This window comes from Dorea sp. BIOML-A1, from assembly GCF_009875615.1.
Classification (GTDB): Bacteria; Bacillota; Clostridia; order Lachnospirales; family Lachnospiraceae; genus Dorea_A; species Dorea_A amylophila.
This window is the reverse complement of record NZ_WWSA01000012.1, coordinates 50,627-75,668: the sequence shown is the minus strand read 5'-3', so window position 1 is coordinate 75,668 and position 25,042 is coordinate 50,627. Positions and strand designations below refer to the sequence as shown.

At 42.5% G+C, this 25,042-nt stretch carries 20 protein-coding genes and 1 other annotated feature; of the genes, 18 read left to right on the top strand and 2 right to left on the bottom strand.

From position 1 onward, the window contains the following. The first annotated feature begins 253 nt into the window (after nt 1-253). From GT508_RS06790 to GT508_RS06715, 16 genes are all read left to right on the top strand, one after another. Nucleotides 254-1,834: a glucose-6-phosphate isomerase gene (locus tag GT508_RS06790; RefSeq protein WP_161143846.1), complete on the top strand. Its 1,581-nt coding sequence runs from the start codon at nt 254-256 to the stop codon at nt 1,832-1,834. Between the two features lie 149 nt (nt 1,835-1,983). Beyond that, complete coding sequence (locus GT508_RS06785) at nt 1,984-3,279, top strand: bifunctional folylpolyglutamate synthase/dihydrofolate synthase (RefSeq protein ID WP_192934790.1); 1,296 nt, start codon at nt 1,984-1,986, stop codon at nt 3,277-3,279. After that, a complete protein-coding gene (gene folE / locus GT508_RS06780; RefSeq protein WP_207705844.1) occupies nt 3,276-3,833 on the top strand; it encodes a GTP cyclohydrolase I FolE in 558 nt (185 codons plus the stop codon). Before GT508_RS06785 ends, folE begins: the two co-directional genes overlap by 4 nt. 22 nt (nt 3,834-3,855) lie before the next feature. Next, nucleotides 3,856-4,377, top strand: coding sequence for an HD domain-containing protein (locus GT508_RS06775; protein ID WP_006428046.1), 522 nt, complete (start codon nt 3,856-3,858; stop codon nt 4,375-4,377). Then, nucleotides 4,374-5,189 (top strand): dihydropteroate synthase, encoded by an 816-nt coding sequence (folP, locus tag GT508_RS06770; RefSeq protein ID WP_006428047.1) that lies wholly within the window; start codon nt 4,374-4,376, stop codon nt 5,187-5,189. Before GT508_RS06775 ends, folP begins: the two co-directional genes overlap by 4 nt. Before the next feature lie 17 nt (nt 5,190-5,206). Next, entirely contained in the window at nt 5,207-6,028 is an 822-nt protein-coding gene (gene folK, locus GT508_RS06765) for a 2-amino-4-hydroxy-6-hydroxymethyldihydropteridine diphosphokinase (RefSeq protein WP_161143844.1), read from the top strand. 64 nt (nt 6,029-6,092) lie between these two features. Continuing rightward, the gene (locus tag GT508_RS06760; RefSeq protein WP_028088091.1) at nt 6,093-6,737 is read left to right on the top strand and encodes a trimeric intracellular cation channel family protein; all 645 of its coding nucleotides are present in this window, start codon (nt 6,093-6,095) and stop codon (nt 6,735-6,737) included. A 137-nt stretch (nt 6,738-6,874) separates the two neighbouring features. Further along, nucleotides 6,875-7,115 (top strand) — a binding site (T-box leader). A 66-nt stretch (nt 7,116-7,181) separates the two neighbouring features. Next, on the top strand, nt 7,182-8,207 hold the full coding sequence (locus GT508_RS06755) for a bile acid:sodium symporter family protein (protein WP_161143843.1): 1,026 nt from the start codon (nt 7,182-7,184) through the stop codon (nt 8,205-8,207). A 208-nt stretch (nt 8,208-8,415) separates the two neighbouring features. Then, a complete protein-coding gene (locus tag GT508_RS06750) occupies nt 8,416-10,512 on the top strand; it encodes an efflux RND transporter permease subunit (RefSeq protein WP_161143842.1) in 2,097 nt (698 codons plus the stop codon). A gap of 45 nt (nt 10,513-10,557) precedes the next feature. Further along, nucleotides 10,558-13,038, top strand: coding sequence for a hypothetical protein (locus tag GT508_RS06745; RefSeq protein ID WP_161143841.1), 2,481 nt, complete (start codon nt 10,558-10,560; stop codon nt 13,036-13,038). A gap of 270 nt (nt 13,039-13,308) precedes the next feature. Beyond that, complete coding sequence (locus GT508_RS06740; RefSeq protein ID WP_161143840.1) at nt 13,309-14,592, top strand: O-acetylhomoserine aminocarboxypropyltransferase/cysteine synthase family protein; 1,284 nt, start codon at nt 13,309-13,311, stop codon at nt 14,590-14,592. Between the two features lie 273 nt (nt 14,593-14,865). Then, entirely contained in the window at nt 14,866-16,188 is a 1,323-nt protein-coding gene (locus tag GT508_RS06735) for a sodium-dependent transporter (protein ID WP_192934788.1), read from the top strand. A gap of 30 nt (nt 16,189-16,218) precedes the next feature. Next, on the top strand, nt 16,219-17,532 hold the full coding sequence (locus GT508_RS06730) for a Na+/H+ antiporter NhaC family protein (protein WP_161143839.1): 1,314 nt from the start codon (nt 16,219-16,221) through the stop codon (nt 17,530-17,532). Between the two features lie 3 nt (nt 17,533-17,535). Further along, nucleotides 17,536-18,006, top strand: coding sequence for a hypothetical protein (locus tag GT508_RS06725; protein ID WP_161143838.1), 471 nt, complete (start codon nt 17,536-17,538; stop codon nt 18,004-18,006). A gap of 198 nt (nt 18,007-18,204) precedes the next feature. After that, a complete protein-coding gene (locus GT508_RS06720; RefSeq protein ID WP_161143837.1) occupies nt 18,205-19,992 on the top strand; it encodes an aminopeptidase P family N-terminal domain-containing protein in 1,788 nt (595 codons plus the stop codon). Nucleotides 19,993-20,136: 144 nt separating this feature from the next. After that, on the top strand, nt 20,137-21,366 hold the full coding sequence (locus GT508_RS06715) for an Nramp family divalent metal transporter (RefSeq protein ID WP_161143836.1): 1,230 nt from the start codon (nt 20,137-20,139) through the stop codon (nt 21,364-21,366). Nucleotides 21,367-21,438: 72 nt separating this feature from the next. On the opposite strand, the gene GT508_RS06710 is transcribed toward GT508_RS06715, so the two are convergent. Further along, the gene (locus GT508_RS06710) at nt 21,439-21,927 is read right to left on the bottom strand and encodes a DUF2798 domain-containing protein (RefSeq protein WP_161143835.1); all 489 of its coding nucleotides are present in this window, start codon (nt 21,925-21,927) and stop codon (nt 21,439-21,441) included. Between the two features lie 323 nt (nt 21,928-22,250). After that, nucleotides 22,251-22,844, bottom strand: a complete 594-nt coding sequence (locus GT508_RS06705; RefSeq protein ID WP_161143834.1) for an HAD family hydrolase — start codon at nt 22,842-22,844, stop codon at nt 22,251-22,253. A gap of 213 nt (nt 22,845-23,057) precedes the next feature. Here GT508_RS06705 and GT508_RS06700 point away from each other — a divergent pair, with 213 nt between their 5' ends. Both GT508_RS06700 and GT508_RS14920 read left to right on the top strand, forming a co-directional pair. Further along, the gene (locus tag GT508_RS06700) at nt 23,058-23,990 is read left to right on the top strand and encodes an AEC family transporter (RefSeq protein WP_161143833.1); all 933 of its coding nucleotides are present in this window, start codon (nt 23,058-23,060) and stop codon (nt 23,988-23,990) included. 120 nt (nt 23,991-24,110) lie between these two features. Next, nucleotides 24,111-24,980 (top strand): DUF1287 domain-containing protein, encoded by an 870-nt coding sequence (locus GT508_RS14920; protein WP_161143832.1) that lies wholly within the window; start codon nt 24,111-24,113, stop codon nt 24,978-24,980. Nucleotides 24,981-25,042 lie beyond the last annotated feature (62 nt).

The following is a 25,042-nucleotide window of genomic DNA, read 5'->3' as shown; positions in this document are numbered from 1 at the left end:
AAGTACAGTAATGTATGGAGCTGACTGATACTAATCGGTCGAGGGCATGACCAAGCAAGGTGATAGGTAGGATGAAAGAAAATATTTCTTGTATGCAGTTTTGAAGGTATATATAAAAGGTAAAAGCAATCAACATATGTTGGTTGCTTTTTAATTGTTATTATACTGAAAATGTGCTAAAATTAACGAGAAATACGGCCGGACTCATGACCGTAAAGATCATATTTATTTTTTGAAGGAGGAATCTAATATTATGATTACCTGGAACAACTTAGATACCCTTGCATCATTCAAAGAACTTGAAAAAGTTGAGCGAGTAAATCTTGTAGAAGCAATGACAGGAGAAAGCGGAGCAGAACGAGTAAAGAATTACAGCGTTCCGATGGCAGAAGGACTTACTTATAACTATGCTGCAAAGCAGGTTGACGATAAAATACTGGCAGCACTTGCAAAATTAGCAGATGAAGCACAGCTGGCAGAGAAATTTGAAGCACTTTACAACGGAGAAGTGATCAACACAGGAGAGAAACGTCTGGTACTTCATCACATGACACGTGGACAGCTTGGAGAAGCTGTAGAGGCTGACGGAGTGGACAAGCGTACATTCTATACAGAACAGCAGGAAAGAATCGCAGACTTTGCCAATAAAGTACATGCCGGAGAGATCACAAACGGAGCCGGTGAGAAATTTACAACGGTTGTACAGATTGGTATCGGTGGAAGCGATCTCGGACCTCGTGCAATGTATCTTGCACTTGAGAACTGGGCTAAGAAGAATGACACATTCAAGATGGAAGCCAAATTCATCAGTAACGTAGACCCTGATGATGCGACAGCTGTACTTAATTCTATCGATGTTGCACATTCTATCTTCGTACTGGTATCAAAATCAGGAACAACACTTGAGACATTAACCAATGAATCATTTGTAAAAGATGCACTGAAGAATGCGGGACTGGATGCTTCTAAGCACATGATCGCTGTTACAAGTGAGACATCTCCGCTGGCTAAGAGTGACGATTATCTTGCAGCATTCTTCATGGATGACTATATCGGAGGACGTTATTCTTCTACATCTGCAGTTGGAGGCGCTGTATTATCTCTGGCATTCGGACCGGAAGTATTTGCACAGTTCCTTGATGGTGCTGCAGCAGAAGATGCACTTTCTAAGAACAAAGATGTATTCAAGAACCCTGCAATGCTGGATGCACTGATTGGTGTATATGAGAGAAATGTATTAGGATATCCAAGTACGGCCGTACTTCCATATTCCCAGGCACTGAGCCGTTTCCCTGCACATTTACAGCAGTTGGATATGGAATCTAACGGTAAATCTGTCAACCGTTTCGGTGAGCCGGTTAACTATCCTACAGGACCGGTCATCTTCGGAGAACCTGGAACAAACGGACAGCACTCATTCTATCAGTTACTGCATCAGGGAACGGATATCGTGCCGTTACAGTTCGTTGGATACAAGAACAGCCAGATGGAAACAGATGTTGTGATCCAGGACAGCACAAGCCAGCAGAAACTTTGTGCAAACGTAGCTGCCCAGATCGTTGCATTTGCATGTGGTAAATCCGATGAGAACCGTAATAAGAATTTCGAAGGCGGACGTCCATCAAGCATCATTATCGGAGAGCAGGTAAATCCGGGATCTCTCGGTGCACTTCTTGCACATTTTGAGAATAAAGTCATGTTCCAGGGATTTGTATGGAATGTGAACAGCTTTGACCAGGAAGGTGTACAGCTTGGTAAAGTACTTGCAAAACGTGTACTTGCACACGAGACAGAGGGTGCACTGAAGGTGTTCAGTGATCTGTTGAATATCTAATAAATTAAAGAAGCAATCACTTGTTAGTGTGATTCAATAGTGGTATGATAGTGCTGTTAGGCAGAAATGTCTGTTTGACAGCACTATTTTTTTGATGAAAGGAAAATAAAGACGTGACCTATAAAGAAGCGAGGGTATATTTGGACGAGATGTCGAAATACGGAAGTGTACTTGGCTTAGATACGATTCGAGGTCTGTTGCGTGAACTTGGGAACCCCCAGGATGATCTGAAGTTCATACATATTGCAGGAACGAATGGAAAAGGATCTGTGCTTGCATACACTTCAATGATATTAAGTAAGGCAGGATACAAAACCGGGCGATATGTTTCACCGACAGTCATTTCTTATCTGGAGAAGATACAGATAGATGGGAAATGGATCTCTGAATCAGAATTTGCAGAGATCATGGAAGAGATAAAAGAAGCAATTGACCGGCTTGTATGTAAAGGAGAACCTGTTCCGACAGTGTTTGAAGTAGAGACGGCGATGGCTTTTTTGTATTTTAAGAAACAAAAATGTGATCTGGTTGTATTGGAAACTGGTCTCGGCGGAGAGACAGATGCGACGAATGTAATTAAGAATACAGTTTGCGCAGTATTTGCAACGATCAGTGTTGATCATCTGGGGGTGATCGGAGATACCCTGGAAGAGATCGCACAGACGAAATCCGGGATCATCAAACCGGGATGTACGGTAGTGTCAGCAAGACAGCAGGAGAATGTCAGACTGATCCTGCGAAAGAAAGCAGAGAGTCTGAACTGTATATACACAGAAGCAGAGCCGGAACAGATGAGTATCGAAAAAGAAGATTATAAAGGACTTACATTTTCATATAAAAAATATGCACATATGCAGAACCACATTGCAGGAGAGTGCCAGAGAGAAAATCTTTCTGTGGCACTAGAAGTAATTGAAAGCCTCAGGAAGCTGGGATATCAGATTGAGGAAGGAGCAGTGAGGGACGGTCTTGATGCAACGAGATGGGCGGGACGTTTTACTTGTCTGTCTGAAGATCCGGTTGTGATCGTAGATGGTGCGCATAATGAAGATGCTGCGAAGAAGCTTAAGACATCCATTGAACGGTATTTTACGGGAGAGGAACTTATCCTGATCATGGGTGTATTTAAAGATAAAGAATATGAGAAGATCGTACAGATTCTGTGTCCGTCAGCAAAGCGGGTGTATACGGTAGATCTGCCGAATAAGGAACGTACACTGCCGGCAGAGAAGCTTGCAGAATGTGTAAGAGACTGTATGACAGAACAGATGAGCGTGTACGCAGAAAAGAGTATTGGAGATGCTGTTGCAAAAGCGTACACTTATGCAACAGAAGACAGTGGGAAACGCGCGGTGATCGCATGTGGTTCATTGTCATATCTAAGTGAAGTAATCCGGTGTATGGAAGGATGCGTACAGAATCCGCAGAGAAAGGAAAGAATATGATAGATCATGAGAAGATAGAACAGGCAGTGCGGCTGCTCCTGGAAGGAATGGGAGAAGATGTGAACCGGGAAGGACTGATTGATACACCGGACCGGATCGCAAGAATGTATGAAGAGATATATGGAGGTATGGATGAGGATGCAGGAAAACATCTTTCTAAGACATTTACCGTTGACAGTCATGAGATGGTAATAGAGAAAGATATTACATTCTATTCGACATGTGAGCATCACCTCCTGCCATTTTATGGGAAAGCACATATTGCTTATATTCCGGATGGGAAAGTTGTAGGATTAAGCAAACTTGCCCGTACCGTGGAGGTATTCGCAAGAAGACTGCAGCTTCAGGAACAGCTTACCGGACAGATTGCTGATGCTTTGATGGAGTATATGCAGCCGAAAGGGGCTATCGTTATGATCGAAGCAGAGCATATGTGTATGACAATGCGTGGGATCAAGAAGCCGGGAAGCCAGACTGTGACAATTGCAAGACGCGGTGTATTTGAGACAGATCTGGTACTGGAAGAGAGATTTTTCCGGATGCTTGGACGATAAAAAGAAAGAGATACAGATGTAGATGAAAAGAGTAACAGAAAGACAAAAAGGGATGCCCCGTCTGAATGCGGTGGTGAATCATGAAGTGTATCAGACATACTATAAGCGTATCTGTGAATGTGAGACGGATAGGGTATTCTGTTGTCATCAGATGAACCATCTTCTGGATGTGGCAAGAATTGCTTACATTAAGAATCTGGAAGAAGGACTTGGATTCGATAAGGAACTGATCTACGTAGCGGCGGTGCTGCATGATATTGGCAAATCTTTTCAGTACAGACAGCAGATTCCGCATGAGATCGCAGGAGAGAGAATAGCAAGGCGGATATTGGATTCTCTTCCGACTGGTTTTACATTTACGGATGAAGAAAAAGCACTGATCTGTCTGGCAGTCAGGGGACACCGCAGACGGCATGAGCATATGAAGCCGATAGAGGAACTGTTCTATGAAAGTGATAAACGTTCCAGAATGTGTCTTTCCTGCATGGCAGAGAAGAAGTGTAACTGGAATGAAGAAGAGAAAAATATGGAGATAATAATATGATCATAGGTGGAAAGAATTTTGATACAGCAAATCATACATACATTATGGGAATCCTGAATGTGACGCCGGATTCCTTTTCCGATGGAGGAAAGTTTAACGGAATGGATGCGGCAATTGCACATGCACACCAGATGGTTGAAGAAGGTGTAGATATCATTGACGTAGGCGGGGAATCTACGCGTCCGGGACATATCCAGATCACGGATGAAGAAGAGATTGCAAGAGTGACGCCAATTATTGAAGTGCTTAAGAAAGAATTTGATGTACCGGTGTCGATCGATACCTACAAAAGCCATGTCGCAGAGGCTGCACTTCAGGCAGGTGCAGATCTTGTCAATGACATCTGGGGATTAAAATATGACAAGAAGATGGCAAGTGTGATCGCAAAGTATCAGGCTGCATGCTGTCTGATGCATAATCGGGAAAAGGCGGAATATCAGGACTTTCTGAAAGATTTCATGGATGATATGAAAGAATGTGTAAGACTTGCAAAAGCAGCAGGCATTGAGGATGACAAGATCATCCTTGACCCCGGTGTCGGATTTGGAAAGACTTATGAGATGAACCTGGAGATTATCGATAAGATGGAGATATTAAATGAACTTGGATATCCGGTATTGCTCGGAACATCACGAAAATCCGTAATCGGACTGACGCTGGATCTTCCGGTGACGCAGCGGGAAGAAGGTACGATGGTTACGACCGTATATGGGGTACAGAAGGGATGTGCATTCGTACGCGTCCATGATGTAGAGAAAAATAAGAGAGCCATTCAGATGACGAAAGCAATCATGCGGGGACACGAAGTATAGAAAGAGTGAGGAATGAGATGAAACCGGACAAGATAAAGATAGAAGATCTGGAAGTATTTGCCAATCATGGTGTGTTTCCGGAGGAAAATGTACTGGGGCAGAAATTTGTGGTGTCTGCGGTTATGTATACGGATACCAGACGGGCAGGACTGACAGATGAGCTGACTGCATCTATCCATTATGGAGAAGCAAGTGCATTTATCACAGAGTATTTGAAAAGTCATACGTTTAAGCTTCTGGAGAAGGTTGCGGAAGGACTGGCAGAGGAGATGCTGGTGCGTATAGCAGGTCTGCAGAAGGTGCAGATTGAGATCAAGAAACCGTGGGCACCGGTCGGACTGCCGCTTAAGACGGTCAGTGTAGAGATTGAGCGTGAATGGCATACGGCATATATTGCGCTCGGATCGAATATGGGGGATAGCAGAAGCATTTTGGAAGCCGCGGTACAGGCGCTGGATGAGATAAAGAATACAAAGGTGGAGAAGGTATCGACATTTATCACGACACCTCCGTACGGAGTGACGGATCAGCCGGATTTCTTAAACGGTTGTCTGAAGCTTTCGACATTATTATATCCGGAAGAGTTATTAAAAGAGCTGAACCGAATTGAAAAAGAGGCAGGAAGAGAACGAATCATACATTGGGGACCGAGAACACTGGATTTGGATATTATATTCTATGACGATCTGGTTGTAGAGACGGATGCTTTATGCATTCCACATGTGGAGATGCATAAGAGAGCGTTTGTACTGGAGCCTTTGCATGAGATTGCACCTTATAAACGTCATCCGGTGTATGGGAAGACGGTCAGAGAGATGCTGGAAGACCTTCGGAAATAGAATGACAGAGCATGAACAGGACAGTAAATTTACAAAAAATAAAAGACAAGATGGGGAAAACAAGATGGATATTCAGGAGTGGATTATATTTGCAATCGAACTGATCGGAACAGTAGCGTTCTCAGCATCGGGGGCAATGGTTGGAATTGAGTGCAGCATGGATATATTCGGAGTGATCGTGCTTGGTGTTTCAACGGCAGTTGGCGGAGGTATGGTTCGTGATGTTATACTTGGGAAGGTGCCATCGGCACTTCTGCATCCGGTATATGTGATCTATGCCGTACTTGCTGCGGTGCTTGTGTTTTGTATTATATATTTCCGCAGGAAATATCTGCAGGATGGTTTTGGTGAGGTCTATGATAAACTTATGTTGGCAATGGATTCTGTAGGACTTGGAATCTTTTCGGCGATGGGAGTGACAAAAGGTATCAGCTGCGGCTATATCGATAATACATTTCTGCTGGTCTTCCTTGGTACAATGACGGGAGTCGGAGGAGGACTCTTGCGTGATACGATGGCAGGAGTTGCGCCGTATATATTTGTGAAACATATTTATGCATGCGCATCCATTGCGGGGGCGTGGATATGTGTGATCATATACAGAAGTTACGGAGAACTTCCGGCGATGGTGGTGTCATCACTGATCGTTATGCTGATACGTTTTCTTGCGGCTCATTACAGATGGAATCTTCCAAGGATCGGAGAGTAAAAATCCGGGAAGGCAAGGAGTATTTTGCAAGATGAGATGAAAAAATATGCAAAATCATGCAAAATCATGCAAAATTATACTTGACATTTGAAATGACAGGTTTATAATAAGGACTTGTAAAAACACATATAGTTCACCGAAATTCGTTGATGAGAACAATGCCGTATCTATCGTTATTTCACAGAGAGCCTGCGGTTGGTGGAAGCAGGTAATAAGCAGATAAGGATATCCTCTCTAAGAAGCGGGTTGAAAGCAATATCAAAGTAAACCTCGCCGGTATCCCCCGTTACAGGGAGCATGTATGATGGTACGTGAATGAGAGCTGTAGAAAGATTCTACAGAATTAGGGTGGTAACGCGGATAGATTTCGTCCCTTTTCAGAGTATATTCTGGAAAGGGATTTTTTTTTGGTGGACAGTGATTGCTTAAAGGAGGAGAAGAGTAATGAAAGCATTACAAAAAGCAAGCAAATTTTTATCAGACTACACGTCAATTGTTGTAATCGCAATCGCAGTGGTTACATTTTTCCTTCCGTCTATGATGGGCTGGGTAAATCTGGCACTGTTCACAGACATGGTATCGAACAAGTTCACATGTCAGTCTATTATCATTGGTATTATCATGTTCAGTATGGGACTGACACTTACAACGGAAGACTTTAAGATTCTTGCACAGCGTCCGTTTGACATTTGTGTTGGTGCGGTTGCGCAGTATCTGATCATGCCATTCCTTGCATTTGCGCTTTCAAAGGTATTGAATCTGCCGGATGGAATCGCACTTGGGCTGATTCTTGTAGGCTGCTGTCCGGGAGGTGTATCTTCCAACATCATGTCTTATCTGTGCGGCGGGGATGTAGCCTTTTCTGTAGGAATGACAACAGTATCCACACTGGTCTCACCGGTTATGACACCACTCATGGTATCTTTACTGGCAAGCGGTACACAGATTACGATCAAGGGACTTCCGATGTTCGTATCAATCATTGAGACTGTTATCCTTCCGGTTGGTGTTGGATTTTTATTAAATTATCTGTTGGGAAAGAATAAAATATTCCGGGAACTTCAGAAAGTTATGCCGGGAGTTGCTGTTCTCGGACTTGCATGTGTTGTCGGCGGTGTGGTATCTTCACAGGGAGCCAAGTTCTTCCAGTCAGGTGTTGTGATCTTCGTAGCAGTATTACTGCACAACGGGCTTGGATATCTGCTTGGATATGGAGCAGGAAAACTGGTTGGTATGAATACGTCAAAGAAGAGAACCATTTCTATCGAAGTAGGTATGCAGAATGCCGGACTTGCAACGAATCTTGCAACTACAACTGCCCAGTTTGCATCTACACCGGAATCTGCAATTATCTGTGCGGTATCCTGTACATGGCATTCCATCTCAGGAACTCTGTTAGCCGGATTATTTGCAATGCATGACAAACGAAAAGAAAAAGCTGCCGGAAATGTAGAGGCAGCAGCACATTAAACTGCTCTTGAAATGCATGAAATAACAAATTTATAGAATAGAAACAAAAAAGAAACAACACGGGATGTGCTGTTTCTTTTTTAGTGTGCGCTAATATGGATAAAGATTATCAACGAAATAAAAAAAATAATTTAAATAAAATATTGACTACTAGTCATTTTTGATTATAATAATAAATGCATAAAGAAAATAAGAGGAGATGGAAAGAATGGTCAAAGTTGGCAAATGGATTGCCCGACACAGAATACTGGTGCTGCTTATAGGAGTCTTATTAATTGTTCCGTCAATAATCGGCATCGCAAAAACAAAAGTAAATTATGACCTGCTGAGTTACCTGCCGGATCACCTGGAGACGGTAAAAGGACAGGATATCCTGGTAGATGAATTTGGAATGGGTGCATTCTCCATGGTCGCAGTCGAGAATATGGATATGAAGGATGTACAGAAACTGGAAAAGGAATTTGAAAAAGTGCCGCACGTCCAGGATGTACTCTGGTATGACGATGTGGCAGATATCAGTCTTCCGACTGAGATGATCCCAAAAGATATCAGAAAAGCGTTTATCAATGGAGATGCCACGATGATGCTGGTATTGTTCGATGATACGACATCATCCGATAATTCCATGGAGGCACTGACACAGCTTCGTAAGATTGCGAATAAACAGTGTTTCATCAGCGGTATGACAGGTATCGTTACAGATATTAAGAATATTGCAATGAAAGAACTTCCAATCTATGTAGTAATTGCAGCACTTCTGAGTCTGGTAGTTCTGGAGATTACATCAGGATCATTTGTTGTTCCGTTTCTGTTCCTGTTAAGTATCGGACTTGCGATTCTGTATAACCTTGGAAGTAATATTATACTTGGTGAAACTTCTTATATCACACAGGCATTGACAGCAGTCCTGCAGCTTGGTGTAACGATGGATTATTCCATCTTCCTTCTGAATAGTTATGAAGAGAATAAGAAGAGATTCCCTGGCGAGAAAGAAAGAGCCATGGGGCATGCGATTGCCAACACATTCAAATCAGTAGTCGGAAGTTCCGTTACTACCGTAGCCGGATTCATCGCACTGTGTGTTATGACATTCGCACTCGGACGTGACCTTGGTATCGTAATGGCAAAAGGAGTTGTGATCGGCGTTATCTGTTGTGTAACGATCCTGCCGGCACTGATCCTTGTATTTGATAAACCAATCGAGAAGACAAGACACAAATTGCTGTTAAGTAATATGGATCGTCCATCAGCCTTTATCACAAAGCACTATAAAGTATGGATCGCGGCATTCCTTATACTTTTACTTCCGGCAATTTATGGAAATAACCATACAAAGATTTACTACAATATTGCAGATTCACTTCCGGCAACATTGAACAGTAATGTATCAATTGCAAAAGTAAAGGATGACTTTGGGGCAAGCAACATGCATATTATCATGATGGATAAGAACATGGATGCAAAGGAAAAACAGCAGATGCTGAATAAGGTCGATAAAGTAAAAGGCGTGAAATGGACCATCAGTATGAGTTCACTTATCGGGCCTAGTGTACCGGATTCCATAATTCCAAAGGATGTCCGGAAGATGCTGCAGAGTAAAGATTATGAACTGGCATTTGTAAGTACAGAATACGAATCCGCAACGGATCAGGTCAATACACAGATTAAAAAGATCGATAAGATTGTAAAATCATATGATAAGACGGGAATGGTCATCGGAGAAGCGCCTCTGATGAAAGATCTGCAGGATGTCACGGATGTCGATCTTGTTAATGTTAATATTATCTCTATCGCAGCGATATTTGTGATCATTCTGATTATTTTCAAATCGATTTCACTGCCGGTTATTCTGGTGGCAGTTATCGAATTTGCAATTATGATCAACATGGCAATTCCGTATTATCAGGGAATCAGCCTTCCGTTTGTGGCAAGTATCGTGATCGGTGCCATTCAGTTAGGTGCAACTGTTGACTATGCGATCCTGATGACAACGAGATATCAAAAAGAACGAAGCCTTGGAAAAGATAAGATGGAAGCAATCAGCATTGCGCATAAAACAAGCATGCCGTCCATTATCAGCAGCGGACTTAGTTTCTTTGCAGCAACATTTGGAGTTGCCTGCTACTCACAGGTTGAGATGATCGGTTCGATCTGTACATTGCTTGCAAGAGGAGCAATTATCAGTATGATCGTAGTTCTTCTGGTATTGCCGGCAATGTTTATGATATTTGACAAATTAATTTGTAAGACATCCATCGGATTTCTTGGGAAAAAGGCAAAGGCACAGACAAATGAAGCAAAGTAACCTGTTATTAACAATCCATCATAATTAAGAAAGGAAGCAGGAATTATGAATAAGAATAGGAAAATGAAAAGAAAAGTTGCAGCATCTGTAGCAGTCGGAATGTCAGTGATGATGGGTGTAACACCGGCTTTCGCGGCAAATGGAACTTCAAACAGCGAGGTATATAAAGAAGAGACGGTATATGTGAATGCCAAAGCAAGCGGCAAGACAGATAAAGTAACGGTATCCAACTGGCTTAAGAATTCAGGAAGTGTATCCGGAGATTTGGAAGACGAGAGCACACTGAGCGATATCAAGAATGTAAAAGGTGATGAAAAATATACGTCAGACGGAGATAAACTGACCTGGGCTACAGACGGTGAGGACATCTATTATCAGGGAACGACAGATAAGAAACTTCCGGTATCAGTAAAACTGAACTATTATCTGGACGGAAAACAGATGAAGCCGTCTGAGTTAAAGGGTAAGAGCGGACATTTGAAAATTACCGTTGATTATAAGAATAATGAAAAACAGAATGTATCGTTGGATGGAAAAGATACAGAAGTATATACACCGTTCGTGATGATGACGGGAATGATACTTCCGAATGAGACATTCAGCAATGTAACGATTGATAACGGCAAGATTATTTCCGATGGAAATAAGAATATCGTGGTCGGATTCGGAATGCCGGGATTAAAAGACAGCCTGAACTTGAGCAGTGAAGAAAGTGACAAAGTTACGATTCCGGAAAGCTTAAGTATTGAAGCAGATGTAACAGATTTTACAATGTCTTCTACTTATACAGTTGCATTATCTGATCTGTTGGATGATATGAATATGGATGACATTGCAGATGTAGATGATCTGCAGACAGCGCTGGATGATCTGGAAGATGCGGCACTTCAGTTGGTTAGTGGTTCCGATACACTGGCAGATGGTGCAGGAACACTGGCAGATGGTGTGAATACTTATACAGAAGGTGTTGACACATTGAATGCCGGTATTCAGAAATATCTTGGTTCTAACGGAGAGTTAAGCGGCAGCGTTACAGAGTATGTGAATGGTGTGAATAAAGTTGTCAAAGGGGTACAGGATTATACGGATGGCGTAAATACACTGGCAGATGGTGTAAGCAGTTACGTAGACGGTGAGAAGCAGCTGGCAGCAGGAGCTTCACAGCTGACACAGCTTAGTGCGGGACTGAAGCAGGTGCAAAGTGCAATCTCCCAGCTTGAGGCAGCAACGAATGGTGAGGGTGGAACCACAGAAGACCTTCAGGCAGCCTCCAAGGCTCTGGCAGCAGGAACAGCACAGATGAAAGCAACACTCGGAACGAAAGAAGTAGAGAGTCTGATGTCTCAGGTAAATGCTATGGTAACAACCGGCAATACATTGATGGCAGAGACTAAGACATTAAGCGGAACACTTGCAAATGGTATCGAGGCACCACTTACAACAATTGCTCAGACATTAAATGGTATGCAGGAGGCTCTAGCAAATATTGATGCAGCGCAGACAGCATTACAGAATGCATGTAAGAATATCAATGATGTAGTTGCATCTGACAATCAGACAATTACAACAGCAAAGACAACAGCAAAGAACAGTTCCGATGCGATTGCTGCATCTATAAGCGCACTGGAAGCGAAGTATGCAGGAATCTCAGATAAGAATTCCGAGGAAGCAAAACAATTACAGAGTTCGATCAGTGCACTGAAGAGCGCAAAAGCTTCCACAGATTCCGTACAGAATCTCAAAGAGTTATCAGGCATTGATACGTCAAAGATGCCGACAATAGATGTAGATTCCTTAAAAGCAGGTGCGGCAACGATCATGACGAATGCAGATACTTTGAAGAAGTCTTCGGGAGAGCTGGCAGCAGCACTTCCGGAATTACAGAAGCAGTTGAAGAGTATCGAAGATGCGGAAGGTGTTCTTGCACAGGCAGGGCAGTTAAGTACATTAACAGGAAGTGTAGACCAGTTAAATGCAGGTATGCAGGGACTGAACAGTGCGATCGGAACACTGCATGGTAACCTGGCTGCATTGAACAAAGCCACATCAGCGCAGTTCCCGACAGCAATCCAGGGAATCACAGCCCTGAATAAAGGCTTTGCCCAGTTAAGTGGATACAATGATTCTCTGGTAAGCGGTGCAAATAAACTGAAATCCAACAGCCCGACATTAGTAGCCGGTGTCAATACACTTCAGAGTGGAACGAATCAGTTGGCAAGCGGGCTGAATACACTGGGAAGCCAGATGTCTTCCGGATCTGCAACACTTGCAGCCAACAGCGGTGCACTTAGAAGCGGAGCTTCCGAACTTCAGTCAGGTGCAAAAGAGCTTGCAGAAGGCATGGCGAAATTTGACAAAGAAGGAACAAGCAAGTTGAAGAGCACCGTGGAAGATGAACTTGGTGATGTACTTGACAGAATCGATGTACTGACATCAGAAAATTGCAAATATAGTACATTCAGCGGTAAGGATAAAGCAATGGATGGTAATGTAAAATTTGTGATTGAGACGGATGCGATCGAGTAAATAATATGAAATAAAAAGAATCACAGGTGGAAGAGGATGAAGTAATATGTTCCCTGTTAATTAGACGAGGGGCGTATTACTTCATCCTCTTTCGTTTGTGATTCTTCTTTATTCCCATGTTCTTCGGCAAGAACCCATTGTATGATTTGAGAAGACGATAAATTAGTCTTATTATCTTTCCTTGAAATTCCCTCGATATAGTGCTAAAGTATACTAAAAAGGTATGATTTAGTGAGTGCGTGAAAAAACATGCACTAAGGAGGAAAATTCATGAATGAATACAGAATAGGAACAAAATGTGTACAGGGCGGATATACTCCGGGAAACGGAGAACCAAGACAGATTCCGATCGTACAGTCAACAACATTCAAATATGCAACCAGTGAAGATATGGGAAAATTATTTGATCTGGAAGCGTCAGGATATTTTTATTCCAGATTGCAGAATCCGACTAATGATATGGTTGCGGCAAAGATTGCAGAGATGGAAGGTGGAACGGCAGCGATGTTGACTTCATCCGGACAGGCAGCCAATTTCTTCGCACTGTTCAATATCTGTGAGTGCGGAGATCACATTGTAGCATCTTCATCCATTTACGGTGGAACATTTAACCTGATCGATGTAACGATGAGAAAGATGGGAATCGATGTAACATTCGTGTCACCGGATGCAACAGAAGAAGAGTTAAATGAAGCATTTAAGCCAAATACAAAAGTAATGTTTGGTGAGACAATTGCCAATCCGGCACTTACCGTACTGGATATTGAATTATTTGCCAAAGTGGCACATGCACATGGTGTGCCGCTTATCGTAGATAACACATTCCCGACACCAGTCAATTGCAGACCGTTTGAATGGGGAGCAGATATTGTAACTCATTCGACTACAAAATATATGGACGGACACGGAGCTGCACTTGGCGGAGCAATCGTAGACAGCGGCAACTTTGACTGGATGGCACACGCAGATAAATATCCGGGACTTTGCACACCTGATGAAAGCTATCATGGAATTACATATGCAGAGAAATTTGGCAAAGAAGGTGCATTCATTACCAAATGTACGGCTCAGCTGATGCGTGACTTCGGATCTATGCAGTCACCACAGAATGCATTCATTTTAAACCTTGGTCTGGAATCCCTGCATGTACGTATGCCGAAGCACGTAGAGAACGGACAGGCAGTTGCAGAATTCCTGGAAGCACATCCAAAGGTAGCATATGTGAACTATTCCGGACTTCCGTCTGATAAATATTATGAAAGAGCACAGAAATATCTTCCAAACGGAGGATGCGGTGTTGTATCGTTCGGATTAAAAGGTGGAAGAGAAGCAGCGTCTACATTTATGAAGACATTAAAGCTTGGTGCGATCGAGACGCATGTAGCAGATGCAAGAACCTGTTGTCTGAATCCGGCAACGTCTACACACAGACAGATGACGGATGAACAGTTAAAAGAGGCAGGAGTACCGGCTGAACTGATTCGTATCAGTCTTGGTCTGGAAGATAAAGAGGATCTGATTGCAGATATTTCGAATGCGTTGGATGCAATCTAAGGTAGAATTGAAAGAGTAAGGCAAAATTCCGAAAAAACTTACATAAATATTGATATCTGTACCAGATCGATAGAGGAAGCACTGGATGTGCTTGCAATGCCGAAAAGGATGGTGGCGACACTAAGGGGATAAGTTTATATCCCCTTTTTTTTGACGTTTTTATAGCAATCATGCTAAAATAGAGAAATCTACCATGTGTATGGAATATTTTGAGCCGGCAGGGACAGTAAAAAGACCAAAAACCCCGTCCCCAATGGCTGGAGAGGGAAAATTATGAATAAAAGAGAATCATTTAGCAGCAGATGGGGATTTATCTGTGCCTGTATCGGTTCAGCGGTCGGTATGGGAAATATCTGGATGTTCCCAACAAGAGTATCATTGTATGGAGGCGGTTCATTTCTGATACCGTATTTTATATTTGTAATACTGATCGGTTCGACGGGAGTGATCGGGGAGATGAGTTTTGGGCGTGCGGCAAAGGCCGGTCCAATAGATGCATTTGGACTTGCCTGTGAGAAAAAAGGAAAGAGAAAAGTCGGAGAAGCACTGGGGATGATCCCTGTATTCGGATCACTTGCCATGGCGATCGGATATACGGTTGTAATGGGGTGGATCCTAAGATATGCCGTTGGAACATTTACAGGAGCAACACTTTCGCCTGAAAATGTGGATGAATTCGGGGCGGCATTTGGTAAGATGGCGTCAGCATTTGGTAATAATATATGGCAGATACTTGCGCTTGTGGCCTGTATGCTGATTCTGATGTTAGGTGTCGGAAGCGGCATTGAAAAAGCAAATAAGATCATGATGCCGATATTCTTCGCATTGTTCGTGATTCTGGGAATCTATGTCGGATTCCAGCCGGGAGCAAGTGAAGGATACCGTTATATTTTCAGAGTAGATCCAGAGGCATTCAAAGATCCGGCAACGTGGATCTTTGCACTTGGTCAGGCATTCTTTTCCCTGTCGGTAGCAGGAAATGGAACATTGATCTATGGATCTTATCTTTCGGATGAAGAGGACATTCCGGCTTCTGCAGGAAGAGTTGCATTATTTGATACGATTGCAGCAATTCTTGCCGCACTCGTTATCATTCCGGCGATGGCAACAACGGGAGCGCAGTTGGATCAGGGAGGTCCCGGACTATTGTTCATCTTTCTCCCGAATCTGATCAAAGGAATGCCTGGAGGATGGCTGATCGCAATCATCTTCTTTGTTGCGGTATTACTTGCGGGTATGACATCGTTGATCAACTTGTATGAGGCTCCGATCGCTACGGTGCAGGAAAAATTCAAGCTTGGAAGAGTGCCGGCATGTGCATTTACGGGAATTGTGGGAGTGATCGTGTCCCTGCTGATCCAGGGCATCGTGTCAGACTGGATGGATGTGCTGTCTATCTATATCTGTCCGCTTGGAGCCGGGCTTGCAGGAATCATGTTCTTTTGGGTATGCGGTAAGGCATTCGTGGAAAAACAGGTTAATACAGGAAGAGAGACACCATTTACGAAACAGTATTATACAATATGTAAATATTTTTATGTACCGGTATGTTTTATTGTACTGATCCTTGGAATTGTTCTCGGAGGAATCGGTTAGAAGAAAAAAGGAATGAGAGGATAAAGAAGAATGAAAAAAGGAAATGTGGCAGCATTACTGCCGATAGGCGTATTTTTGTGTATCTATCTGGGGCTTGGAATCGCATTTGAATATGTAATGAAGATTCCGATGGGATTCTATAATGTTCCGATCATAATCGCATTTCTTGCAGCGATTCTGGTGGCATGCCTGCAGAACCGCAAGATAAGTTTTGACGGAAAGCTGGAAATCATGGCGCAGGGGCTTGCTGATAAGAATATTATTACAATGCTTCTGATCTTCCTGACGGCTGGGGCGTTTGTCGGAGTGGTAGGAAGAAGCAGTGCGGAAAGTGTGGCATATTTCATGTTGTCACTGATTCCGGCAAGATTTTCAGTTGCGGTATTATTTGTGGTAGCCTGTTTTGTGTCGGTTGCCATGGGAACGTCGGTTGGGACAATTACATTGATCACGCCGATCGCAGTGTCCGTATCCAAGGCTTCGGGATTTGACATGGCACTTTGCATCGGTTCGGTTATGGGAGGATCAATGTTCGGAGATAACCTTTCTTTTATTTCAGATACAACGATCGCAGCATGTAACGGACAGGGATGTCAGATGAAGGATAAATTCCGGGAGAACTTTGGAATTGCACTTCCGGCAGCTATTGCAACGCTGGTATTGATCCTGGTTCTTTCATTTCAGACGGATATTGCAGGACGGGTAAGTAAGAGTTATAACTTAGTGCAGATTATTCCATATGTACTGGTTCTCATAGGAGGAATTATTGGGATCAATGTATTCGTGGTACTTCTGATCGGGATTGTATCTGGTTCTATTATTATGCTGGCCGGCGGTCACATTGCGGCGACAGATCTGCTTGCCAATATGGGTTCCGGAGCTTCCGGGATGTTCGAGACGAGTATGGTGGCAATCCTGGTAGCAGCGATGTGTGCACTGATCCGTGAATATGGTGGTTTTGATGCATTGCTGGCAGGAATCCACAAAGTATTCAAAGGCCGCAAAGGCGGTCAGTTTGGTATGGGACTTCTGGTCGGAACGATGGATATTGCAACGGCGAATAATACGGTGGCAATTGTCATGGCGAATCCGATCGCGAAGGATATGGCAAAAGAATATGGGATCACACCGCGAAAGGCAGCTTCGATACTGGATACATTTTCCTGTATTTTTCAGGGGATTATTCCTTATGGAGCGCAGATGCTGGTAGCAATCTCTGCGGCAAGTGAACTGGGATATCGTGTGTCGGCATTTCAGATCATGCCGAAGCTCTTTTATCCATTTTTGCTGTTTGTGAGTTCTATGATATTTATATTTTTGATACCGTCTAAGAAGGAGAGCTAAATCATGACAGAAGAGATCAGGCAGAAACTGACAGGTGCAGTCATCGGGCTTGCAAGAACCTGTGAAAATAACGAAAAGACAGAGAGCACCGACCGGGTATTCTTAGAAGCACTGACAATGGCCGGAGACTGGTCGGCAAGTATCTTTGACATGAGTGAGATGTTAGAAAAAGTCAGAAATGAAAAGTACACAGTCTCACCGGGATGTGTGACCTGCGCCGCGCCATGCGGGAATACAGATGATTATGATATGGAGAATCTGTGGAAAGAATCCGAAGAAATCGGAGCATTTAAGAATACAATCCTGATGGTAATCTGCCAGACTGCAGCAAAATTATATCATGCAGATCAGACAGAAGAATCTGAGACGGTGAAGTTATTATTCCGTGCGTTACGTATGATCAGTTTTGAGGGCTGGGATGTTGCAGGGCTTACACCAGTGATGGTGGAACTTGGAAAAGCCGGACGGATATAAAAATAAATAGAATAATATTAGCAAAAAAGACTTTAAAAGGGATTCGGAAAAATCTATTCTAAAGTCTTTTTTTGTCATCCATTCAAAAGAAGTATTACTTATGAAAGATAAGAAAAATTATCTGATTTAATAGAAGATTAAAGATAAGAAATGCGTTATAATAACAATACACTGTATATATCAAGGAGGAACAAAAACATGACAGTACCAGAAAGACTTTCCGCACTTCGTAAGTGTATGGAAGAAAAGAACATTGATGTGTATGTAGTACCGACTGCCGACTTTCATCAGAGTGAATATGTTGGGGAACATTTCAAAGCGAGAAAGTTCATTACAGGGTTCTCAGGATCAGCAGGAACAGCTGTGATCACAAAGACAGAAGCAAGACTCTGGACAGACGGACGTTACTTCATCCAGGCAACAGCACAGTTGGAGGGGACAACTGTAGAACTTATGAAAATGGGTGAGCCTGGTGTGCCAGAGATGAATGCATATATTGAAGAGGTATTAAAGGAAGGCGAGACACTTGGATTCGACGGAAGAGTCGTATCTGTCGGTGAAGGAGAAGGTTATGCAGCCATCGCTGGGAAGAAGAATGCAAAAGTAAATTATCAGGTAGACTTAATCGATGAGATCTGGGAAGACCGCCCGGTTTTATCCGAAGAGCCTGCATTTAATCTGGATGTAAAATATGCCGGAGAAACTGTTGCAAGCAAACTTGCAAGAATCCGTGAAGAGATGAAAGAAGCAGGAACCAATGTGCACGTTGTATCTACGCTCGACGACATCTGCTGGACGTTAAATATCCGTGGAAATGATATAGACTTCTTCCCACTGGTATTATCTTACGGAATCATCACAATGGACAGTTTCGAGCTGTATATCGATGAGAGAAAATTAGATGACAAGTTAAAAGCCAAACTTGCAAAAGATGGCGTAAACTTACACCCATACAACGACATTTACGAAGATGTGAAGAAATTTGGCAGTGATGTGGTTGCAATGATCGATCCTGGAAAACTGAATTATGCATTGTTCAACAATATTCCTGAAAATGTTAAGACAGTAAAAAAGAGAAATCCGGCAATTCTCATGAAAGCGATCAAGAACCCGGTTGAGATCGAGAACATCCGCAAGGCACAGATCAAAGACAGTGTTGCGCATGTAAGATTCATGAAATGGCTGAAAGAAAATGTTGGCAAGATGAGGATCACAGAGATGAGCGCATCTGATAAATTGGATGAATTCCGTGCTGAGATGGGCAAATTTATCCGTCCAAGCTTTGAACCAATCTCTTCATTTGGAGAGCATGGTGCGATCGTACACTACACATCTTCACCGGAGACAGATGTAGAGTTAAAAGAAGGACAGTTATTCTTAACGGATACAGGAGCTGGATTCTATGAAGGTTCCACAGATGTAACCAGAACTTACGCACTCGGCGAAGTTCCGCAGATCATGAAAGATCACTTCACATTGGTTGCGATCAGTAACTTACAGCTTGGCAGTGCAAAATTCCTGGAAGGTTCTACCGGTATGATTCTTGACATCCTTGCAAGAAAACCATTCTGGGACAGAGACTTAAACTTCAACCATGGTACAGGACACGGAGTCGGATACCTTCTGAACATCCACGAAGGACCTGCAGGTTTCCGTTGGAAATATCGTAAGGGTGAGACAGAAGTATTACAGGAAGGCATGGTCATCACAGATGAGCCTGGAATCTATATTGAAGGATCTCACGGAATCCGTCTGGAGAACGAACTGTTGACCTGCAAAGGAACATTGAATGAATATGGTCAGTTCATGTACTTCGAAGCAATCACCCTGATTCCAATGGATCTGGATGCGATCAATCCGGATATTATGACACAGGAAGACAAGAAACTGTTGAATGATTATCATGCAAAAGTATACGAAGTGATTGCTCCTTACCTGAACGAGGAAGAGCAGGAGTGGCTGAAGAAATACACAAGAGCTATTTAACCTGTGAGGACGGATTTTTCAGCGTTTTGCTTCTAAATGAGAAATGATATTCATATAATGAATTGACAAAGATGAAAATGCTTAGTAGAATCTAAGTTAGTTGCAACTAACTTGGATTCTACTAAGTAAAGGAGTTCATTATATATGAAGCGGAAATCCAAGAATAAGACACTTAATTTCCTGCGTTATCTGGGGCCGGGGCTTCTGGTTACAGTAGGATTCATAGATCCGGGAAACTGGGCTTCGAATATTGCGGCGGGATCAGGTTTCGGATATGAGTTATTATGGATGGTGACATTATCTACAGTTATGCTGATCGTACTGCAGCATAACGCGGCACATCTGGGAATTGCAACCGGACTGTGTCTGTCGGAAGCGGCAAGCAGATATATGCCAAGGCTGTTAAAAGACCTGATACTTCTGACTGCAATGCTTGCGGCGGTAGCAACGGCGATGGCAGAGATACTCGGAGGAGCGATTGCGCTGCAGATGTTGTTCCATATACCAATCAGACTGGGGAGTATCCTGATCCTGGTTCTGGTATTATTCTGTGCATTTACGAATGCATATAAGAGAATAGAAAAACTGATCATATTATTCGTGTCGCTGATTGGATTTTCTTTTTTATTCGAAGTTGGAATTGCGAAGATCGACTGGGGAGCAGCTGTGGTCGGATGGGTGAAACCGTCATTCCCGTCGGGAAGCATGCCGGTGATCTTAAGCGTATTAGGGGCGGTGGTGATGCCGCATAATCTGTTTCTGCATTCGGAGATTATTCAGAGCAGACAGTGGAATCTGGAAGACAGTTCGGTAATCGAGCAGCAGTTGAAGTATGAATTTAAAGATACATTATTTTCCATGATCATTGGATGGGCAATCAACAGTGCGATGATCCTGATGGCGGCAGCGACGCTTTATCAGAACGGAAGTGGAAAACAGGTGGATGATCTGACTGTTGCGGGAAAGATGCTGTCGCCTTTGTTGGGGAATGCGGCAACGGTGGTCTTCGCACTGGCACTTTTGCTGGCTGGTATCTCATCCAGTATCACTGCAGGAATGGCCGGTGGAACGATATTTTCCGGAATCTTTAACCAGCCATATGATATTAAGACAAAGGAAACAAAAAGAGGAGTACTGCTGACGATGATTCCGGCGGCGGTGATCATCCTGTTTATCAGACAGCCATTCGAAGGTCTGGTATATTCCCAGATGCTGCTTGCCGTCCAGCTTCCAGTTACAATATTTACACAGATATATCTGACGGCTTCGAAAAAGGTAATGGGAAAATATGTGAACAGCAGACGTTTGAATTTTTTGCTTCTGGTGATTGCTGTGATTGTAACAGGGTTGAATATAGCATTGCTTTTTGTATAGACAGGAAGAACAGAATAAGAAGAAAGAAAAACCGGGCACTGTATAGAAACAGGCTCGGTTTTTTTGTATCAATTATTCGGTTACAGCGGAAGCGGCAACGTTTTCTTTCTCAGGAAACATCTTTCTGAAGATCAGACGGATGAATGGTCCGCAGTAGAAGATCTGCCAGAAGAAAGCAACCGGGAAGTTCATGAATGTTGTTTCACACCAGGTGGCGATTACATTACTTCCTGCGTTCTTGAACAGAATCGTTGCAACAAGACTCATACAAGGACACATGATGCATACGATCATGGAAGAGATTGCAAGAGTGATGAAGATTGGTCTGTCTTGTGGTGTAACGATACGGAATGCAAGCATATGTGCAAGCTTGTCAACAAAGACAAATTCCAGAACGAAAGCAACCGGCCACATGATCTTCAGTTCGCCGAAAGCCATCAGGAATACTTCATTGCTCATTCCGCCCACATTCAGGCAGATATTGTAACAAATCATAACGTAAACCATCAGAAAAGACATCATCAGTGTAAAAATAACATTTTGAAATAAAGTTTTTGGCATAATTTTTGTTCTCCTTTTTATGAAATGTTTAAAAATGGGTACAAAAAAGACACTTGTGTTGTTCGTTAATCAAGCATACACTTGTGTCGTTTCCAATTAAACCAAAATTATCTTATTTTTTTGTCCGAATATGAATTATACCGAACGAAAAGCTAAAAATCAAGTATTTTTTTACATAACATCCGGAAGTGGATTTATGACACCTCTCATTTCAGTTCTGATCATTCTCGGTGCGGTGTCGACAGCCGTCAATATGGTTGCGGCAATGGTAAAGCGTATCTGTAACGGGATTGAGAAGCGTTTATTAAAGAAAGGGCAATTGATTAAAACTCAATTGCCCTTTTAACGGCCTCAATATCTCCCGTAAACAAGATGCTCTCCATTCCAAGTTCTTTACTTGCAATGACATTTTCCACCGTATCATCGATGAAGAAGCATTCACTTGGTAGAAGGTCATATTTATTGAACAGATGGTAATAAATATCGTGTCCCGGCTTTGCCATCTTTAGAGGTGCAGAGAAGACGATGCCATCGAATTCTTTCAGGATCGGATAATCTTCCGGTGCACGTTCTGCAAACCTGGTAGAAGCGTTGGAAAGCAGATAGATCGGAACTCCCCGGGCTTTTAACTCTTTGATGAATTCCCATGTTTCAGGAAGCGGATCGACATACTGGAACCAGTTCTCGAAAAAATCGCGGGCAGTATCTTTCAGACGGTCCGGAAGTTCTGCAATCGTATCTTCGGCATTCTGGTCATAGTCGATAGTTCCGGCATCTAAAGCTACCCAGTTTTTAAAAATGGCATCAGCAAGAATATTATAATCTTCCGGTGTAGAAGCAAATTTCCCCAGGATATAGTCTCCTTTAAATTTTCCGATTACATTTCCAAAGTCAAAAATAATATTCTTGTATTTCATCTCAAGTTCCTCCCTGTATTTTATACTGCCTATTTTATATTTTTATAAACACTATTATAGCTTTATGGATAGAAGGAATCAATATATATAGGATAAATAACATGTCAATATAAGTATGATTAATAAAAGAATGTCAGGATTTTGTGAGATTGACAATTATCGGGAAAGTGTATATGATTTTCGATAGAACTGTAAAAGGAAAGAGAGATTATTATGGAAATCAGTATACTTTTAATGGAACAGATCACAGAACTATTTCTTATGATACTGATGGGATATATTATTGTAAAGACAGGATTGTTAAAGGGAGAAGACAGCAAAGTTATTTCTAAAATTGTATTATATCTAGTTATTCCGTGTGTGATCATCAATGCATTTCAGGTGGATTATACGAGTGAAAAGGTGAAGGAACTTTTGCTGGTATTTGCAGCGTCGGTATTATTACAGGTTATATTACTGGCAGCAGTGTGGGGTGTTGGAAAGGTATTGAAACTAAATGAAGTAGAGATGACATCCATCTATTATTCGAATTCGGGCAATTTGATCGTACCGCTGGTGACTTTTATTCTGGGAAAAGAATGGGTATTATACGGTTGTGTGTTCATGAGTGTCCAATTGGTATTTCTGTGGACGCATGGCAAGAATACGATCAGCCGGGAAGGAAAGTGGGACTGGAAAAAGATTGTATTCAATATCAATATGATCTCGGTATTTGCCGGAGTTGTGCTGTTTTTTACCAGAATCAGGCTTCCGGAAATTGTAAATCAGACCTTAAGTTCTGTGGGCAGTATGATCGGTCCGGCAAGTATGATCGTAACGGGGATGCTGATCGCAGAGATGAATCTGAAGAGTATATTTGAAAATGTGAAAGTGTATTTTATTTCATTTCTGAGACTGGTCGTGATACCTGTGATATCATTGATGATTTTAAAGATAAGCGGGCTTGTGAACATACATTCGGATGGAAAGAAATTACTGCTTATCGTATTTCTTGCGGTGATCACACCGTCTGCTTCAACGATCACACAGATGTGTCAGGTGTATGGAAATGATTCGAAATATGCCAGTGCGATCAATGTTATGACGACATTATTATCCATTGTGACAATGCCGCTCATGGTGCTCTTGTATCAGACTGTGATGTAGAAGAGAGTATAGATGAAAGGCGTGTATTTGTATATAGTTGGTGAAGAAAATTATCTGTTTTCTGATTGAAAGCGAACCAAAGGTAAGATACAATGGAGATATGAAGGAGGGGAGCAGAAGATGGCAGAATTACTTACAGCGGCGACACCGATATCCTATTATCTCGTTGCAGTAAATATTATTGCATTTATTTTATATGGAACGGATAAAGCGAAAGCAATGCATCATCAGTGGAGGATTAAAGAGGCAGTGCTGATAGGGATTGCGTTTGTCGGCGGTGCATTTGGTGCGTTTGCAGGAATGATTGTATTTCATCATAAGACAAGAAAGATGAAATTCCGAATCTTAGTTCCAATCGCTATTATCATCTGGCTGACCCTTGGCGGATTTTTGGCAGAACGTGATGTGGTAGGACTGACGAAGACAGACCGGCCAAAGAATGAATACAACGGCACAGAGATCACACCGTATCATAGCAGTGTGGATAAAGATGGTGACGGTATGGATGATCAGACCGATATTTTGAAGAATGCATTGGTTTATGTGAAGAAGCGGCCGGTTTACAAGAGCAGATATTATCAGACCGGTTATCCGGATGACAGATATGGTGTCTGTACAGATGTTGTCGGATATGCGCTTAAGAAAAGCGGATATGACCTGCGGGAACTGGTAGACAAAGATATCAGAACGAATCCGAAGGATTATGATATCGATGAGCCGGATAAAAATATTGATTTCCGAAGAGTAAAGAACCTGAGAATATATTTTGAACATACAGCGACCAGTCTGACCACGGATGTAAATGACATTGAACAATGGCAGGGCGGCGACATTGTAGTGTTCAAGAATCATATCGGGGTAATTTCTGACAGACGGAATGTGGAAGGTGTACCATATGTGATTCATCATAATGATCCGTATCAGAAGAATTATGAAGAAGATATCCTACAGGAGAGAACGGATATTGTCGGTCATTTCAGAATATCGTAATGGCAAAGCACTGTGAAATATTACCAAATTTCGCAGTGCTTTTTTGGCGCATTTTTCAATAT

What these genes read in the sequence shown, in the direction of transcription:
- GT508_RS06740 (WP_161143840.1), top strand. Translation starts at nt 13,309, where the DNA reads ATGAATGAATACAGAATAGGAACAAAATGTGTACAGGGCGGATATACT.
- GT508_RS14920 (WP_161143832.1), top strand. Translation starts at nt 24,111, where the DNA reads ATGGCAGAATTACTTACAGCGGCGACACCGATATCCTATTATCTCGTT.
- GT508_RS06705 (WP_161143834.1), bottom strand. Translation starts at nt 22,844, where the DNA reads ATGAAATACAAGAATATTATTTTTGACTTTGGAAATGTAATCGGAAAA.
- GT508_RS06745 (WP_161143841.1), top strand. Translation starts at nt 10,558, where the DNA reads ATGAATAAGAATAGGAAAATGAAAAGAAAAGTTGCAGCATCTGTAGCA.
- GT508_RS06725 (WP_161143838.1), top strand. Translation starts at nt 17,536, where the DNA reads ATGACAGAAGAGATCAGGCAGAAACTGACAGGTGCAGTCATCGGGCTT.
- GT508_RS06715 (WP_161143836.1), top strand. Translation starts at nt 20,137, where the DNA reads ATGAAGCGGAAATCCAAGAATAAGACACTTAATTTCCTGCGTTATCTG.
- GT508_RS06720 (WP_161143837.1), top strand. Translation starts at nt 18,205, where the DNA reads ATGACAGTACCAGAAAGACTTTCCGCACTTCGTAAGTGTATGGAAGAA.
- GT508_RS06730 (WP_161143839.1), top strand. Translation starts at nt 16,219, where the DNA reads ATGAAAAAAGGAAATGTGGCAGCATTACTGCCGATAGGCGTATTTTTG.
- folK (WP_161143844.1), top strand. Translation starts at nt 5,207, where the DNA reads ATGAAACCGGACAAGATAAAGATAGAAGATCTGGAAGTATTTGCCAAT.
- GT508_RS06760 (WP_028088091.1), top strand. Translation starts at nt 6,093, where the DNA reads ATGGATATTCAGGAGTGGATTATATTTGCAATCGAACTGATCGGAACA.
- folP (WP_006428047.1), top strand. Translation starts at nt 4,374, where the DNA reads ATGATCATAGGTGGAAAGAATTTTGATACAGCAAATCATACATACATT.
- GT508_RS06750 (WP_161143842.1), top strand. Translation starts at nt 8,416, where the DNA reads ATGGTCAAAGTTGGCAAATGGATTGCCCGACACAGAATACTGGTGCTG.
- GT508_RS06785 (WP_192934790.1), top strand. Translation starts at nt 1,984, where the DNA reads ATGTCGAAATACGGAAGTGTACTTGGCTTAGATACGATTCGAGGTCTG.
- GT508_RS06710 (WP_161143835.1), bottom strand. Translation starts at nt 21,927, where the DNA reads ATGCCAAAAACTTTATTTCAAAATGTTATTTTTACACTGATGATGTCT.
- GT508_RS06700 (WP_161143833.1), top strand. Translation starts at nt 23,058, where the DNA reads ATGGAAATCAGTATACTTTTAATGGAACAGATCACAGAACTATTTCTT.
- GT508_RS06790 (WP_161143846.1), top strand. Translation starts at nt 254, where the DNA reads ATGATTACCTGGAACAACTTAGATACCCTTGCATCATTCAAAGAACTT.
- GT508_RS06755 (WP_161143843.1), top strand. Translation starts at nt 7,182, where the DNA reads ATGAAAGCATTACAAAAAGCAAGCAAATTTTTATCAGACTACACGTCA.
- folE (WP_207705844.1), top strand. Translation starts at nt 3,276, where the DNA reads ATGATAGATCATGAGAAGATAGAACAGGCAGTGCGGCTGCTCCTGGAA.
- GT508_RS06775 (WP_006428046.1), top strand. Translation starts at nt 3,856, where the DNA reads ATGAAAAGAGTAACAGAAAGACAAAAAGGGATGCCCCGTCTGAATGCG.
- GT508_RS06735 (WP_192934788.1), top strand. Translation starts at nt 14,866, where the DNA reads ATGAATAAAAGAGAATCATTTAGCAGCAGATGGGGATTTATCTGTGCC.